Consider the following 15764-nt stretch of genomic DNA (forward strand, 5'->3'; position numbering starts at 1 on the left):
CTTACGACTTACGACTTCAGCTCTCTTCTAGCCCCTGCAAAAATGGGCGAGTAATCCAGTTGATGCCTACCTTAATTTGATGCTCTAGGGTTGGTAGCCGATACAAATAAGCAAGGCGACGGGCGATCGCGGCGAGAGAACCCTCTAGTTTAATTCCTAAACCTGCAAGCGTGGCATTGTCAATACCCAGAGTCATCATTTCCCCTAAGTTCTGGTAGCGGAAGGGAAGTAAAGGACGGTGGGTCAAGGAAGCCCAAATATTCCAAGCGGCGTAGTCTGCCTGTTGTACGGCAGCTTGGGCAGTACCAGGAACTTGTTGCCCTGCGGCATCGCGACATTCAGCTAAGTCGCCTAAAGCAAATATTTCGGGACGATCTATAACTTGTAGAGTTGATGTCGCCGTGAGCTGTCCGCGTTGGTTTTGTTTGACGGGAAGCGATCGCACGATTGGCGCAACTCGCGTGCCTATCGTCCAAACGACAAGATCTACGGGAATAATATCAACTTGATTTTTATATTCCAGGGCAATCGCATTCGGTTCGATTGACTCAACTTTGGTTTCGAGATCGAGCCAAATCCCTCTTTTTTCCAATGCTTTTGTGGCTGCTTCGCGGTTGAATTCTGGGGAGGTTCTAAGAATTTGGTCGCTCAGTTCTACTAATCGGAAGCGTCCTCTTTCACCAAGACGATCTGCCAGCTTACACGCCAATTCTACGCCGCTATAGCCAGCCCCTACAATTGCCACGCGAATTTTATCTGCCGGAGATGCTTCAAGTAGTCGCAGCTGTTCTTCCATGCGATAGGCATCGGCAAGGGTACGGAAGGGGAAAGCGTAGGAGGATGCCCCAGGAACCATATCTAGCGGCGTTTCGCCTCCTAAAGCTAGTACTAGGCGATCGTAGGGAATTTCGATTCCATCTTGCAGCCGGACTCGCTGTTCGTAAATATCAATTTCTGCTGCTTCACCCTGACAGAAGCGAATTCCCGTTGAGGCGAGGAGTTCGATAAACGGCGGGGCAATTTCCCAAGTTTGCAATTCACCCGTGAGCAATTCGTACAACAGGGGCGAAAATAAGAAGCGATCGCTGCGATCGATTAGGACGATTTCTGGTTTTTCCGATTCCCAAGGTAATTGGCTCAGGCGCAGTGCCGTGTATAAACCGCCAAAGCCGCCACCGAGAATACAAATACGTGCGGGTTGTTGGGACATAATTCTGAGGGGCGATCGAATTGCGAGTAGGGCTACTCTCTTCACTCTAACAAAGCAATTACAAATTCCTGCTCTTGCTGCGGGAGTTAATTTGAGTTACCGCAACTTTGGCAATGGCGAATTGCTGCCGCAATCTCCTACAGTGAAAAAATACAACCGTACTGCTATCGTAGATGAGCCGCCAGCCTTCCCCACCAGCCATCGGGGCGATCGTGAAATCTATCCGCAAACACCGCAACCTGACTCTGGAACAACTCGCTCAACGCTCTCGTGTCTCTAAGTCAATGCTGTCGCAGATCGAACGAGAGTTAACAAATCCGACGATCGCCACTTTATGGAGCCTCGCCCATGCCTTGGATGTCAGTATTACTGAGTTAGTCAGTCAAGCGCATGTGGAAACCGCGATCGCGCCTACGAAAATTGAGATGATGCGATCGCACCATACCCCCACGATCGCCAGCCAAGATGGTAAGTGTAAGTTACGAATTTTAAGTCCAATCTCATCGGCTGGTGCTACTGAGTGGTATGAATTGGTCATGGAACCTAATGCTTGTTTAGAGAGCGAACCACATGCATCCGGTAGCTACGAACATTTAACTGTGTTAAGCGGGCAGTTGCTAATTAATAGCGGTACATGCGAGCAATTGTTAAACTCAGGCGATACAGCCAGATATCCGGCTGACACTAAACACCAAATTCAAAATATTGGCGAGCAGGAAGCACGGGCATTACTCGTATATGTTTTGTAGTATGTTTTGTAGCTGAAGCAAAAGTCAAAATTCAGTATATTGAAATTAATTTCGACGTGCAGTAAGTTGAAAAGCTGAGGTGAATTTACGCTTCTGTCAGCAGTGGAGAAGGCAAAGTATGATGCTCAGTGGCAAGCGTTTTTAACCAGTACGCTTGTGTAGTACGATTGTAGTATTTAAAGTTTAAGAACTCAATTGATGCCTAAGTTGCTCAAACTTGAATCCTGGCTACAAAACCAGCAATCTGACTTGCTAAAAACATTGGTACGCGGTGCAGGCGCAGCGTTGAGCGTCCAAATTCTCAGTGCTGGCGCGATCTACATATCTCAAATCTTGCTTGCCCGTTGGCTAGGAGTCATAGAATATGGCATTTACGACTACGCGATCGCCCTCAGTCTTTCTCTAGCTTTTCTCGCCGGATTGGGTTTGCCGACTGCCGTTTTAAGATTTATCCCCAAATACCAGTTCGAGCAAGATTGGCGACATTTGCGGGGAATCATCTGCGGCAGTTGGCAACAAACGCTAGTTGCTAGTTTGATTACAGCCATATTCAGCACGATTGTAATACAGTGGTTGGCATCAAATCAAGGATTAGAGCATTCAAGACCGCTGATTTTTGGTGTTTGGATCGTGCCTTTAATGGCATTGGCTAATCTTCAGCAGCAAATCGCTAGAGCTTTTCAAAGAATCACCTTAGCTTATGCTCCATACTTAATTGCCTATCCATTAGTATTAATTGGCATTACATTTATTTGGCAGTTAGATCGGAGCTTGAATAGTACAGAGGCGATCGCGCTTTCAATTCTGTCACTGCTACTGGTTTTGTTAGTTCAAGCACTTCTGTTTTATCGAGAAATCAGTACAGAAATCTCTCAAGTCTTTCCTGCTTATGCTCTCAGTCAATGGTGGAGAGTTGCCTTGCCATTGATGTTTCTTGATGGCTCGTCAGTCGTTTTGAGCCAAACAGATACGCTCATGCTAGGTACAATGCTAGGAGCTAAAGCCGTGGGGATTTACAGTGCTGCACTCAAAACATCGCTTTGGGTTCATTTCATTCTCACCGCAGTCAATGCGATTTTTGCTCCCATCATCGCTTCGCTACACGCTCAAGGCGATCGCCAAGGATTGCAGCAGCTAGTATCTACAATAGCGCAGTGGATGTTTTATCCGGCATTGGCAATTGCGATCGGACTCATTGTTTTTGCCGAACCCGTACTGCAATTATTTGGCGCGGAATTCACCACAGCTAGAGGAGCGCTGATCGTCTTGATCCTGGGACAACTTGTGAATGTGGGAGCGGGATCGGTAGGATATTTGCTCATCATGACAGGCAACCAAATTCCGGCTGCATCGGTAATGGGAATTAGTGCTTTCACGAATGTAGTTTTAAATTTCGTTGGTATCCACTGGTTAGGAATTGTCGGTGCAGCATTAGCAACGGCATTTTCCATGATGTTATGGAACGTTTGGCTTCATACGATCGTTGTCAAACGGCTTAATGTTCGCCCCTCGATCCTGGCTACCTTCCGGTAGAGCAATCGTGATTTCGATATAACGAAAGTTCAATATGTTGAACAAGAACTGAATTTGTAGTATCTTAAGTAACGGTCATCCGAGCTAAGATCGCTGGCTAAGACTCATGGCAGATATATACCATTACGGTTCAGTTAAGGCTCAAAGTGTTGTAAATTAAGCATTGTTCCCAAGAATGGAAAGTGAGTGTAGTGCATCTGAAGGATTTCTCATTGTTGTCTCCTACGATACAAAGTAGTGATGTGTTCAAAGCGATAGAGGCAGCCATCCCATCCACGGAGATCGAGCAAGCGATCGCTAAAACTAAAGTTTGTGAACAACGTAAACGCTCGTTACCAGCACAATTGGTAATTTGTTTGGTAATTGCGATGAGTCTGTGGTCACGAGATTCGATGAGAGATGTGCTGAAAAACTTAATTGATGGGCTGAGCGAAGCATGGGTGAAAGTGGGGAAATACTGGCGAGTTTTTTGTAAATCAGCAATAACGCAAGCCCGACAACGATTAAGTCCAAGGGTGATGAGTCAATTGTTCCATCAACTGGTGCGACCAATGGCTAGCACCGATACCAAAGGAGCATTTCTCAATGGATTGCGAATTGTGGTAATTGATCGGACTTGCTTCGATCTGCCAGACAGCGATGAAAATGCGAGAGTTTTTGGTCGTCCGAGCAGCCGTCCTGGCACACAAGCCGCATTTCCCAAACTGCGATTAGTCATTTTGGTAGAAGCAGGAACACATTTAATCTTTGATGCATTGATGTGTCCATATCGAATAGGAGAACGAGTGCGGGCATTAAGATTATTACGCTCCGTGAGTTCAGGGATGTTGTTGATGTGGGACAGAGGGTTACATTCTTATGCAATGGTGCAAGCAACTGTCACAACTGGTAGCGATTATTTAGGAAGAATTCCCGCAAATGTCAAGTTTTTGTGCGAAGAACCACTGGCGGATGGTTCTTATCTGAGTTGGATTTATCCACCTGCTAAATTCCGCTCAAAAGCTTGCCAGCCCATACAAGTCCGAGTGATTGAATACACAATTGGTAATACCGACAACCCAGAGGAACAACTAAGATATCGCTTAATTACCAGCTTATTGGAATTGGAGAAATTTCCGGCTCAACTACTGGCGATTGAATATCATCAACGCTGGGAAGTAGAAAATACTATTGATGAACTCAAAGTACATTTATCAGGACGAAAAACTCATATTCGCTCTCAAAAACCGCGTGAAGTTGTGCAGGAAGTTTACGGGTGGTTGTTAGGACACTGGGCTGTGCGGTTATTGATGTTTCAAGCTGCAAAGAGCGCGGGTATCACTCCTTTGCGTCTGAGTTTCACTGGGACATTGCGAGTTATTCGTCGTGCTATCCCGAAATTTCAACGCTTGCAATCACAAGAACTCCCCTTTTTTTAAGTTGGTTAACTGTAGAGATTTTAGACACTCTGTTACCTGAACGAGTTTCTCGTACCAATCCCAGAGTTGTAAAAAAACCTGTATCCAAGTTTCGCTCAAAAAAGCCAAGACATCGAGCCACCCCCTCCCGAACCAATCCTCCTATTTTCTTTATCCTCAGCACAGCGTAGCCTTAAATGAACCGTATTGAGATATATTCAGCGTTGCGGGTAAAGTTGTTTGCATCACAGGTTCTAGTAGAGGATTGGGCAAAGCTATTGCGCGAGGTTTTGCCGAACGTGGTGCAAAAGTAGTTATCTCGTCTTGGAATTTAGCGGAATTAGAAACTACCAGAGACGAGTTTCGATCGCAGGGATTAGAAGTCTATGCTGTTGAAGTTGATGTCAGTAAACGCGATAGTTGCCAGCAACTCATAGATCGAACAATAGAGCATTATGGCGCGATCGATGTCTTAATTTGCAATGCTGGCATTGATATTATCAAACCTGCCGAGCAATACGAAGCGGAAGAATGGGACAAAATTATCGATATTAACTTGCGGGGGTACTATTTCTGCGCCCAATTCGCCGCCCAACAGATGCTCGATCGCGGCACTGGTAGTATCATTATGACTTCTTCTATTGCTGGCGCTGTAGGAATACCAGGGTTAGTCCCTTATGCCGCTTCTAAGGGAGGGATTAATCAAATGGTGCGAACAATGGCTGTGGAATGGGCGCAAAAAGGAGTAAGAGTTAACGCCGTTGCGCCTGGATATATTGACAATACGATGGTAGACGTTGAGTACGACGAAAACGACCCTTATCAGCAGCGGGTAACGAGATTTACGCCGATGGGAAGGCGGGGAAAAGTAGAAGAATTTCTTGGGGCATATATTTTCCTTGCCAGTGATGCGGCTTCATACATTACAGGTGAGGTGCTGTATGTAGATGGGGGCTATCATGCAGCGTGAATAAAAAACAATTTGCTCTGTTCGTAACTCTCATCCTCTGGGGTTCTGGCTTTGCGGGCGTGCGGGCAGGTTTACGCGGCTACAGCCCCGAACATTTAGTAGCCTTGCGCTTTGCGATCGCTTCCCTTGTCCTGGTAGGTTATGCATATCTGACGCAGATGCGTTTGCCGCAACTTAAAGACTTACCTGCGATCGCCCTTGGTGGATTTTTAGGTATTAGCGCTTACCATTTATGTTTAGCATTTGGACAGCAAACTGTCACCGCAGGTGCAGCCAGTCTTCTGAATGCTTCTAGTCCAATTTTTACTACTTTATTAGCAACAACCTTTTTAGGTGAAAAATTGACAGCACGGGGATGGCTGGGAATTGTCGTTAGTTTTACTGGTGCTGCTTTAATTTCACTGGGAGAAATACGAGGATTTCACTTCAACTTCGGCGCGGTGCTAATTTTGTTAGCTGCCATTTCTCAGGGAGTTTATTTCATTTTACAAAAACCGATGTTTGAAAAGTACGGTGCGTTTGAGCTAGCTACTTATACAATTTGGAGCGGCACGATCGCGTTACTAGGGTTTTTACCAGATACAGCATCAGTGCGGCTAGCTTCCTTAGAATCAACTTTAGCGATCGCCTATTTAGGCATTTTTCCCGCTGCGATCGCTTATATGACTTGGACTTACACCCTATCGCAAATTGCTGCCGCCAAAGCCGCTAGCTATCTTTATCTCGTGCCATTTCTCGCAATCGCGATCGCCTGGATCTGGCTGCAAGAATTACCCAGTTTGTTATCTATAGTTGGTGGAATAGTTACACTTACGGGTGTCTTCTTAGTCAATCTCCAAGAAACATAAATTAGCTCGCAAAACCGCTTTATATAGCAATCCTAGCTCGTTTGTGAATAACAGGCAGTTTCATTGTCAGGTGGGCAATGCCTATCCTACGTTTAAAAAAATTAACAAAGCAAATCAAAAACTTAGTTAACATACCTAGCGATTTGGGTATTTTATCAAGAGAGAGCAGGGAGCAGGGAGTAGGGGAGCAGGGAAGAAGAGAGCTGAGGAAGCTGAGGGAGAAAAACTACTTTTGAATTTTGATTTATGCAAATTAAAATTTTTAATTCTCGCAAGCTAAATGAAACGCAAGAAGTTAATCTCTTCCTAACAACAAACAATTTCCAAAAAGAGTGTTCAATTGGTCGCTCTCCTTCTGCAAGTTTAGTTTTAGATAGTGCTGATGTTAGCCGTTTACATGGAAAATTTCTTCAGCAAGGTGGCAATTATTACTTTATTGATATTGGAAGTAGAAACGGCTCAATAATAAATGGCAAATTAGCTGAAATTAATCAAAAATATCTCCTTAAACCTGGAGATATATTACGGATTGGCGCATTCGTACTGATTTTGGAAGAAGTAGATGTAATTCGGCAGGACTTAGCCGAGACAGTTTTTAGTCACACACATGCTGTAGTAATTTCCGATCGCCAGAACTTACAAGAGCAATTTCCGATTGACGAGATTCAACTTGATGAGAATGGCAGTAATGCAGGAGAAGCAACTGTAATTCAACTACCGTCTATCGTCGTCCCTGAAGCCACAGAAATTCCTCTGAGCGATCGCCCCACCCACATTGAAGTTTTTGAACCAGCAGCAGTTGCAGACATTCCTCCGAGCGATCGCCCGACTCATATCGAATTAGATGAAGTCGAGCCAATTCTGGAATTAGATCCGTGGCAGGATCTTGAATCAGAACCAAAAATCGAGCGTGTCTCAAATCCAAAGTCAGCAGTGGTAAAAAAAGATACTACCATCAATGCAGCGTCAACTTTTGTCTCTGGGAAATATATTGCGCTAATGGCACACGATCGCCAGAGATCGGAGTTAGCACAGTTTGTCGCTCAGATCAAGAATTCTTCTCTCAACACTTGACTATTACTACTCCTGCCACGAGCGCAACTTTACAGCAAGCTGGTATAGAAGTATCAGCAGAAACGCCAGCTCTACCGCTCGGAGGATACCAAGCGATCGCGAATTTGGTCAACTCTGGCAATGTTTTAGCTGCGATCGTGTTACAAGACATCCTAGAACTTCCACGCTTGGAAGGGGAAACTCAGGAAGCCTTAATGCGATCGTGCCATCTCAACCAAGTTTTACTAGCAACTAATCTTGCTACCGCAGAGGCGATCGTGCATTATCTCAGAAGCATTCATCAGGTAACTAGTAGATAGCAGTCTGTAGTTGGTAAGAAGTCAAAAGTCAAAAGTCAAAAATAGTTTTTCTCCCCCAGCGCCCGAGCGCTCTTTTCCCTACTCCCTCATAAAGAGCGCTCTTTTCCCTACTCCCTACTCCCTACTCCCTCATAAGGGTTGCAATTGTGAATTAATCAGCGTACTGGCAGCATCTTTGTTAATGGGTTTGGCGAAAAAGTAGCCTTGTCCGTATTGGCATTCTAAAGCGTTGAGTTGTGCTAGCTGAGCCGCAGTTTCTACGCCAGTTACCGTTGTCTCTACACCCAAGTTGCGAGAGATCGCCACGATTGTCCGTAAAATCTCCAAGCTCTCTTCATCAGTATCAATTTGATTGACGAGGGAACGATCGACGCTGAGGCGATCGAATTTTTCATAGCACATGCGATTGGGGAGCCTTTGCAGTAAGCTCAAAAATGAATAGCCAATACCCAAATTATCAATTTGTAATTCTACATTTAATGCTTTGAGTTCTATTACCCTTTGATTCGCAAATTCAATATCCGATAAGATCGCGCTTTCAGGAATTTCCAGACGCAAATTTCGAGGATTCAATCCAGTCTGTTCTAGAACGAGTCCCAACTGCGCCACGAGATTTGGATGGGCGAACTGGCTGCTGGAAAGATTCACGCTCACAGTCAAAGGAATTTTGGGATAGCACTCTTGCCACAGGCGTAGCTGTTGACAAGCTTGCCGCAACGACCACCATCCGATAGTTGAAATCGCGTCTGTTGCTTCTAAAGCAGAAATAAAGTCCGTAGGTGAAACTATACCTTGCGTGGGGTGCTGCCAGCGTAAGAGCGCTTCAAACCCAACAATTCTATTGGTTTGCAACACAACAATTGGCTGGTAGTGAATCTCAAATTCACCCTGCTCGAATGCTTGCTCAATTTCCTGTAGCTGAATTTTGGACTGGCGATCGAGTGCAGCAATAGGTGTATCTAGAATATGTTGCCGCTTCGATCTTGGAACGATAAGTTCATCCAGCAGTTTTTCTTGGCTTGCAGGTAATTGTTTGGGAATTGGAGAGTTTTGTGGCTTATATTCAGGTACGAGCTGTTGTAATAAGAAGGCGATCGCCGGAGCATCATTTTGCCGTGCGGCATCGCACAGTGCTTCTACCAAAGAATTTAAAGTTTTTGGCGTAAAGTTACTGGCATTTTTGACAATCAGAATTTTTTCGTGTTCTGTCTTTTCGTACTGTTCGCCAGGGATGAACAGTTCTTCAAATAGCTTTTCTCCTGGTCGCAACCCCGTAAACTGAATTTTAATATCCTTATTTACCTGCAATCCAGACAGCCGAATCAAATCTTTCGCTAGATCCACAATCTTCACTGGCTGTCCCATGTCTAGCATCAATATGGCTCCGCCACAGCCAACAACCGCTGCTTGCAATACTAATTGCACGGCTTCGGGAATTGTCATGAAATAGCGTCGAATATCGGGATGAGTAACGGTAATCGGTCCCCCTTTAGCAATTTGTTGCTTGAAGGTAGGAACGACACTACCTCTGCTACCCAGCACGTTACCAAACCGGACGACGACATAAGGTTTGCCGCTCTTTTGCGCTGCTTGCAGAACGAGCATTTCGGCAGTCCGCTTGCTGGCTCCCATAATATTAGTTGGGTTGACTGCCTTATCCGTAGAAATCATGACGAATTGGTTGACATCGTATCGCAGGGCAAGATCGAGCAAGTTTTTCGTTCCCAAGACGTTGTTGGTAATCGCTTCTGGTGAGTTCACCTCCATCAGGGGTACGTGCTTATGCGCGGCAGCATGGAAAACGATATCTGGGCGAAATTGGTCAAAAGCATACTCTAAGCGCGATGGAAAGCGAATATCGGCGATAAAAGCGCGCAGGCGTGGCATGTATCCCTGCATCGCGCCGTCTTGCCGCAGCAATTCCATTACTCGTTCTAATTCTTGTTGGATGTAAAAGACCGAATTTTCGCCGTGTCCTACCAGCATGATTTCTGCGGGACGACAGCGAAAGACTTGACGGCAGAGTTCGCTACCAATTGACCCACCTGCGCCGGTTATAAGTACTTTTTTACCTGTTAATAACTGCGAGACTTTTTGCCCGTCTGTTTGAATTGGTTCCCGACGCAATAAGTCTTCAATTTTGATTTCGCGAATGCTTTCGATCGCCACGCGACCGTTGAAACCGTTGACGATCTCGCTGACGCTGGGTAAAGTGCTGGTACGCACGCCGCTCGATTGGCAGATATCTAAGATCTCGCGAATGACTTCGCCAGGGGCGCTCGGCATGGCGATCGCGACGCGATCGACGCGCAAGGATCGGACAATTTTCGGGATCTGATGGCGATCGCCAACTACAGGTAAATTGCGAATTCTTAATTGAAATTTCGCCGGATCGTCATCAATAAAGGCGACGGGGTAAAGATTGAAGTGTGGGTTCTGCTGCATCTGTTGGGCAATTGTTACGCCTGCATTACCTGCACCAACAATTAGCAAGCGTTCGCTACTTTTAGGTTGAGCCTGCCTGTAGTTTGCTCTTTCGACCATTCGAATGCTAAAGCGCAGTCCACCTACGAATATCAAACTGAGCATTCCGTCCAGCAATGCTAGCGATCGCGGCAAGAACGCGGAAAAATTAGACCATTTATTGAAGGTGTAGACAATTATTGTTTCAATAACAATTGCTGCCAATGTCAGCATGACGATTTGCGTCAGCTCGTCAATACTAGCGTAGCGCCAACACCGTCGATAAAAACCAAAACTATATAAGATGCTCAGTTTTACGATGATAAATAGGGTAGAAACGATCGCTAACTGAAGCCCATGAGTGTTGATGGTTTCAACAATGTTAAATTCGTCCAACCGTAGGCTTAGTACTAGAACTGGCGCGATCGAAAATACGATTGTATCGAGAATAATAAAATGTCGATTTCTGATTCCCAATAAAGCTTTGGATACTTGTTCTACTATGATTTTCATTTTGTTGACAGGTGCTTCGGAAATTGAAGAGTTTAAGCTTCATTTACTTAAGATTTTGCAGCAGATACTAGATGCAATTTTTGCACGAATACTTAATCTCTGCTTTCTATCACTACTTTCTGCAATCGGAGCAAACAGCCAAACAATCCAGGCATTTTGCGTCCAATTCAGGCATATGGTGATATTTTTGAACTCTGAAAAAACATGAGGAACCTAGTGCTTAGATATCTCTAGCACAACGACAGGATGCTCGCCAAATTAGACCGAGCTTCTCATCCATTTTTTCAGAAACAGCTAATACACTCTATTTTAATTGAATGGATTTTAACGTTGTAGATAAATCAATAATATGATGCCAGGATTTACATCAGCATCTTTAAACTTTGCCAGTTCGATCGTAAAAAATTGAGTTATTAATCGTTACTTTTTTCTTTGTATTCCTCCTCTCCTATATATCAACGCTCGCTAAGAGTTTACCACAACTTTCACACCCCTTGAAAGAATTTTTACCGCAGATTCATAAGATTTTGAGTTTTTCTGCTACTGAATATCAGTAAAATTACAGTTGACGAAGCATTTTTGGATACATATAGATTTGGTGAAAGAAAAACTTTAATTTCACCCAAACTGGCTCGAATTCGACACAGTTTTAGAGCAATACTGCAAATTTCGACACAAGTATTGCCGCTGTAGCTGCACCAAGGGAAATGAGATTGGAGATAGGGAGGTATTACAACCTTCTGAGCTTACAGCCACTATACCAATAAAAACAGTTATTAATAATTAAAATAGCAGTAATCATCAACTAGAAAAACTAGCAAAAACAGGTAATATTTAGATTTATCTTAATAAAAGGCGCTTTGGAATTAAAATCGCCCTAAAAAACCTAAAAATAAGAACACAACTGTAGTATGTCAAAAACTCGACCAACCTGAATCTACCAAAGACTAAAGCTAAAGCCAATCGTACTGAGTCTTGATTCGACTAGGTTGGGGAGAGGCAAAAGGGAAGTCTCCAAGTCAAAAGTCAAAAATCAGCAGTCTCCAAGTCAGAAGTCAAAATACATCCCATACCCCGATTCGCGGATTACCGATCGCCGATCGCGTGGCAGTATAGATAAAGAATACGTCAGCCATGTCGTAGATCGACAGCAGCCGCAGTGCAGATTACATTTTTAGGAACGAGTTCCGGGGTACCGACGCGATCGCGTAATGTTTCTAGTGTTGCCCTTCGCCTACCGCAACGAGCAGAAGTCTGGCTATTTGACTGCGGGGAAGGAACTCAGCATCAGATTATGCGGAGTGACTTAAAAATTAGCCAAATTAACCGCATTTTCGTCACTCACATGCACGGCGATCATGTTTTTGGCTTAATGGGATTGCTAGCCACCTGTGGTTTAGCGGGTAGCCCGCACCGAATTGATATTTACGGTCCACCAAAGTTAGAAGAGTATCTCCGCGCCTGCGGTCGCTATTCTCAAACTCATCTATCTTACCCGCTGCACGTCCATACAGTACAGCCTGGAATGGTTTACGAAGATGAAGAATTTACAGTGAGTTGCGATCGCTTAGAGCATCGCGTCCCCGCTTTTGGCTATCGGATTGCTGAAAAAGATCGTCCTGGGCGATTCGATGTCGAAAAAGCCAAGGCGTTAAACATCCCTCCTGGGAGAGTATACGGTCAACTGAAGCGGGGTGAAACTGTAACTCTCAATGATGGACGGGTAATTCGGGGAGTCGATCTATGCGGTGACACAGAAGAAGGGCGCAAGCTAGCATACTGCACCGATACAATTTTCTGCGATGGGGCGGTTGCTCTTGCCCAAGGTGCGGACGTACTGATTCACGAAGCGACATTTTCTCATATCGATGCAGAACTCGCTTTTCAACGTTTGCATTCCACATCAACGATGGCAGCACAAACAGCATTAGCTGCCCAAGTAAGACTACTAATCATGACACATTTTAGCCCTCGCTATGCTCCTGGGAATGACATTCAATTGCAACACCTTCTAGAAGAAGCGCGGGCGATCTTTCCCAACACTGAAATGGCACACGACTTTCTAACTTATGAAATTCCCCGTCGTCGCCAACCCGAGGGAGAAAAGCAAGCGGCAAAGGTCTAGTTGAGCTGCGTGCCTAATTTATTTAAGCTATCTAACCGCGATCGCGCATTGACATCAGCCGTTGTTGTATATCTTTGAGCTTTACTTGGGAGTTGACTGGCGATCGCGGCGGGGGAACGTCAAGGTTGGGCCAACTCAGTAAGTCGTTGCAAGGACAGCAAGCCGGAGGCATTCCCACATTACGCATGGGTACGGGCATAGCACAACGGGTGCAAGGAGACACATCCCACTCTGGCGTGAGTAAATCGGCTACTGATTCCTCTGTTGCCTCCAAGTAGCAGTCCCCTACATTAGGTGCGGTAATGCGTTGCCAGCACTCTTCAAAAGCTTGGCTGTAGCGATCGCCTTCTATCACTGGTTGTGGCAGCAAGCGTTTTTGTCCGTCACGGATGACGACATGCTTACCTAACTGAAACCAGTATGCGAGATATCTTCTAACGTCTTGTGTGGATGCCATTTTAAGAAGGGAGTAGGGAGTAGGGAGTCGGGAGTAGGGGAAAGAGAGCTGAGGGGGACAAGGGAGAAATGTGACTTCTGACTTCTGACTTCTGACTTCTGAATCTATGCTATCGTTTCTCGTTTAAAGGGGTAGGTAGTGGAGAACCCAGCAGGCTGAGGTTAAGGACGTGTCCGCCGACGATGAGGTAAACGGGGTTGGCAACAGCTCCTAAGCGACGGACTAATTGACCCAAGCGATCGCGAAACAACCTGCCGCTTGAATAAGCTGGCACTACGCCCCAGGTAGCTTCTTCTGCTACAACAATTACATCTTTATTGTCTAAGCGCTCTAAACTTAAGATTAAATTTTGCTCCGTTGCTGCCCAAGTAATGCTATCCTGCTCCAGCAAATTCGCTACCCATGTTCCAAGCGAATCGACTAGCAAGCAACAACAGGAGGGAGCTGTGGCGATTGTTTCGGTTAAGTTTTCTGGCGCTTCTACGGTTAACCAGCCAGCAGGACGGCGATCGCGGTGTTGGGAGATCCGCTGTTGCCACTCAGGATCGTCGGCATTGTTTTGAGCCGTCGCAATGTAAATTACCGATTTTCCAGATTGCATTGCTAGAGTTTCTGCCCATTCGCTTTTACCAGATTTAGTTGGTCCAGTAACGAGTACAATTCGACTCGAAGGAGAAGTTGGCATCATTGTTGTCAGTCGTAAGTCTTAATTAAAATACGCACCACACCCACACCCTATTGATTACTAGCCACTAGCCATTAAATATAAACACATGAAACAGGCACTACAACGCATTCACGCAACTTTAGACCAACTAGAGACGCTCAAGCAGTCTACCACTGAACCGTCTACTGTTACCGATCGCCCGATCTCATTTCAGATTTTGCCAGTAGCGCCAAAAGTCGATTTACCTTCACCCTCACCAGAGAGCGAACGTCCCCAGTCACTACAGTTACCCCAGTTTTCTACTAGTAGTATTGAACCGTCACCAACAACGACAACTCAAGTAGAGCGATCGCCGTCAGCACCAATTGTCGATTTAGAACGAATAGCACAGAGAATTCAAGCACTCTACTACGAAGGTCCAATTGTTGATGCTTGGATCGATTCTTATCCAACTGCTCCAGAATCGGACGACGAGATTGAGGAAATCGTCTTTGAACGTCCAGATTTATCTTTATCTAGCAATCTCGATCGCTCGTTATCTCCAACTAGCTATCGTGTTTGCGGTCTCGATGCCTCCGGTGAGCAATGGTCTTATCCTTGTCCTCTCGATCAATTGTTGGAGCTGAGTGTAGCGATCGCTCGCTATCACAAAATCCAAGAACTTTTAGCACAAAAACGACAACTAGAATCTCAGATCGAATCAAATGCGATCGGAGAAAATATTAATAACTCCTGAAAGTCTAATTTAGCAATTTGTGCTGAGGTTATCTATGAATATCTCGCAAGTCGAGCTACCAACCGATACCTGGGTGAAAGCTAGTTGGGATGAGTACATTCAGATAATTGAAAATCCGCAATTAGAGAAAGCCAAGGGCTACTATTTCAACGAAAGGATGAGAATTGAAATGCCACCAGTGGGAAACGACCATGCTAGCGACCATTCAATAGTTAATCATGCCGTTCACCTATGGGCAGGGATAAAAGGCATAGATTTAAATGGTAAAGATAACTGTACCTACCGGAAAACAGGTATTCGAGAAGCACAGCCCGACGTGTCTTACTATATTGGTGGCAATGCCGAAGCAATTCCTTGGGGAACGACAATTATCAGTCTCGATCTTTATCCACCACCAACTTTAGCGATCGAGGTGGCTAATACTTCTCTATCAGATGATAAAGGCGAAAAGCGTCTGCTTTACGAACAGTTAGGAGTAGCAGAATATTGGATTGTCGATGTAAAAAATATTGAAATTTTTGCTTTTTCTGTTGCCAATGGTGGTAGTAGAAGAATTCCTCAGTCTCAAGTTTTACTAGGTTTAGAAATTGCTTTATTAGAAGAAGCTTTGCGGCGAACTCGTGAGATGAATCACGGTAGAGTTAGCGCGTGGTTATTGTCTCAGTTTCAACAATAGTTAGATTTGCAGCTTTGCTTCTCTTCACAAATTAGTGTTGGCAAAGG

15 protein-coding genes are annotated in these 15764 nt (G+C 45.0%); 11 read left to right on the top strand and 4 right to left on the bottom strand.

Going from position 1 to position 15764, the window contains the following annotated elements; all coding sequences use genetic code 11:
- Positions 1–16: 16 nt before the first annotated feature.
- Positions 17–1210, bottom strand: coding sequence for an NAD(P)/FAD-dependent oxidoreductase (locus N4J56_RS30080; protein WP_317109911.1), 1194 nt, complete (start codon positions 1208–1210; stop codon positions 17–19).
- A 173-nt stretch (positions 1211–1383) separates the two neighbouring features.
- Here N4J56_RS30080 and N4J56_RS30085 point away from each other — a divergent pair, with 173 nt between their 5' ends.
- The 7 genes from N4J56_RS30085 (at position 1384) to N4J56_RS30115 (ending at position 8080) form a co-directional block, all read left to right on the top strand.
- Positions 1384–1959, top strand: a complete 576-nt coding sequence (locus N4J56_RS30085; protein WP_317109912.1) for an XRE family transcriptional regulator — start codon at positions 1384–1386, stop codon at positions 1957–1959.
- A gap of 198 nt (positions 1960–2157) precedes the next feature.
- Positions 2158–3492: a flippase gene (locus N4J56_RS30090; RefSeq protein ID WP_317109914.1), complete on the top strand. Its 1335-nt coding sequence runs from the start codon at positions 2158–2160 to the stop codon at positions 3490–3492.
- Positions 3493–3773: 281 nt separating this feature from the next.
- Positions 3774–4910, top strand: a complete 1137-nt coding sequence (locus N4J56_RS30095; RefSeq protein ID WP_410500401.1) for an IS4 family transposase — start codon at positions 3774–3776, stop codon at positions 4908–4910.
- 244 nt (positions 4911–5154) lie between these two features.
- Positions 5155–5859 carry an SDR family NAD(P)-dependent oxidoreductase gene (locus N4J56_RS30100; protein ID WP_410500386.1) on the top strand — a complete coding sequence of 235 codons (705 nt, stop codon included), beginning with the start codon at positions 5155–5157 and terminating at the stop codon, positions 5857–5859.
- A complete protein-coding gene (locus N4J56_RS30105) occupies positions 5856–6707 on the top strand; it encodes a DMT family transporter (protein ID WP_317109916.1) in 852 nt (283 codons plus the stop codon). Before N4J56_RS30100 ends, N4J56_RS30105 begins: the two co-directional genes overlap by 4 nt.
- Positions 6708–6953: 246 nt before the next feature.
- Positions 6954–7781 carry an FHA domain-containing protein gene (locus N4J56_RS30110; RefSeq protein WP_317109917.1) on the top strand — a complete coding sequence of 276 codons (828 nt, stop codon included), beginning with the start codon at positions 6954–6956 and terminating at the stop codon, positions 7779–7781.
- Positions 7778–8080 carry a hypothetical protein gene (locus tag N4J56_RS30115; protein WP_317109918.1) on the top strand — a complete coding sequence of 101 codons (303 nt, stop codon included), beginning with the start codon at positions 7778–7780 and terminating at the stop codon, positions 8078–8080. The genes N4J56_RS30110 and N4J56_RS30115 overlap by 4 nt, the downstream gene beginning before the upstream one ends.
- A gap of 129 nt (positions 8081–8209) precedes the next feature.
- Here N4J56_RS30115 and N4J56_RS30120 read toward each other — a convergent pair whose 3' ends face one another.
- Positions 8210–11056 carry a polysaccharide biosynthesis protein gene (locus N4J56_RS30120; protein WP_317109919.1) on the bottom strand — a complete coding sequence of 949 codons (2847 nt, stop codon included), beginning with the start codon at positions 11054–11056 and terminating at the stop codon, positions 8210–8212.
- Between the two features lie 975 nt (positions 11057–12031).
- On the opposite strand from N4J56_RS30120, the gene N4J56_RS30125 reads away from it, so the two are divergent.
- Both N4J56_RS30125 and N4J56_RS30130 read left to right on the top strand, forming a co-directional pair.
- Complete coding sequence (locus tag N4J56_RS30125; protein ID WP_317109921.1) at positions 12032–12172, top strand: hypothetical protein; 141 nt, start codon at positions 12032–12034, stop codon at positions 12170–12172.
- 43 nt (positions 12173–12215) lie between these two features.
- The gene (locus tag N4J56_RS30130) at positions 12216–13181 is read left to right on the top strand and encodes a ribonuclease Z (protein WP_317109923.1); all 966 of its coding nucleotides are present in this window, start codon (positions 12216–12218) and stop codon (positions 13179–13181) included.
- Positions 13182–13212: 31 nt separating this feature from the next.
- Here N4J56_RS30130 and N4J56_RS30135 read toward each other — a convergent pair whose 3' ends face one another.
- Positions 13213–13638 (bottom strand): hypothetical protein, encoded by a 426-nt coding sequence (locus N4J56_RS30135; RefSeq protein WP_317109924.1) that lies wholly within the window; start codon positions 13636–13638, stop codon positions 13213–13215.
- A gap of 109 nt (positions 13639–13747) precedes the next feature.
- On the bottom strand, positions 13748–14326 hold the full coding sequence (gene cobU / locus N4J56_RS30140) for a bifunctional adenosylcobinamide kinase/adenosylcobinamide-phosphate guanylyltransferase (protein WP_317109925.1): 579 nt from the start codon (positions 14324–14326) through the stop codon (positions 13748–13750).
- 85 nt (positions 14327–14411) lie between these two features.
- Between cobU and N4J56_RS30145 the strand changes: the two genes are divergently transcribed.
- Both N4J56_RS30145 and N4J56_RS30150 read left to right on the top strand, forming a co-directional pair.
- The gene (locus N4J56_RS30145; RefSeq protein WP_317109926.1) at positions 14412–15041 is read left to right on the top strand and encodes a hypothetical protein; all 630 of its coding nucleotides are present in this window, start codon (positions 14412–14414) and stop codon (positions 15039–15041) included.
- 34 nt (positions 15042–15075) lie between these two features.
- Positions 15076–15717 (top strand): Uma2 family endonuclease, encoded by a 642-nt coding sequence (locus N4J56_RS30150; protein WP_317109928.1) that lies wholly within the window; start codon positions 15076–15078, stop codon positions 15715–15717.
- The last annotated feature ends 47 nt before the right edge of the window (positions 15718–15764 follow it).

The organism is Chroococcidiopsis sp. SAG 2025 (genome assembly GCF_032860985.1).
Lineage (GTDB): Bacteria > Cyanobacteriota > Cyanobacteriia > Cyanobacteriales > Chroococcidiopsidaceae > Chroococcidiopsis.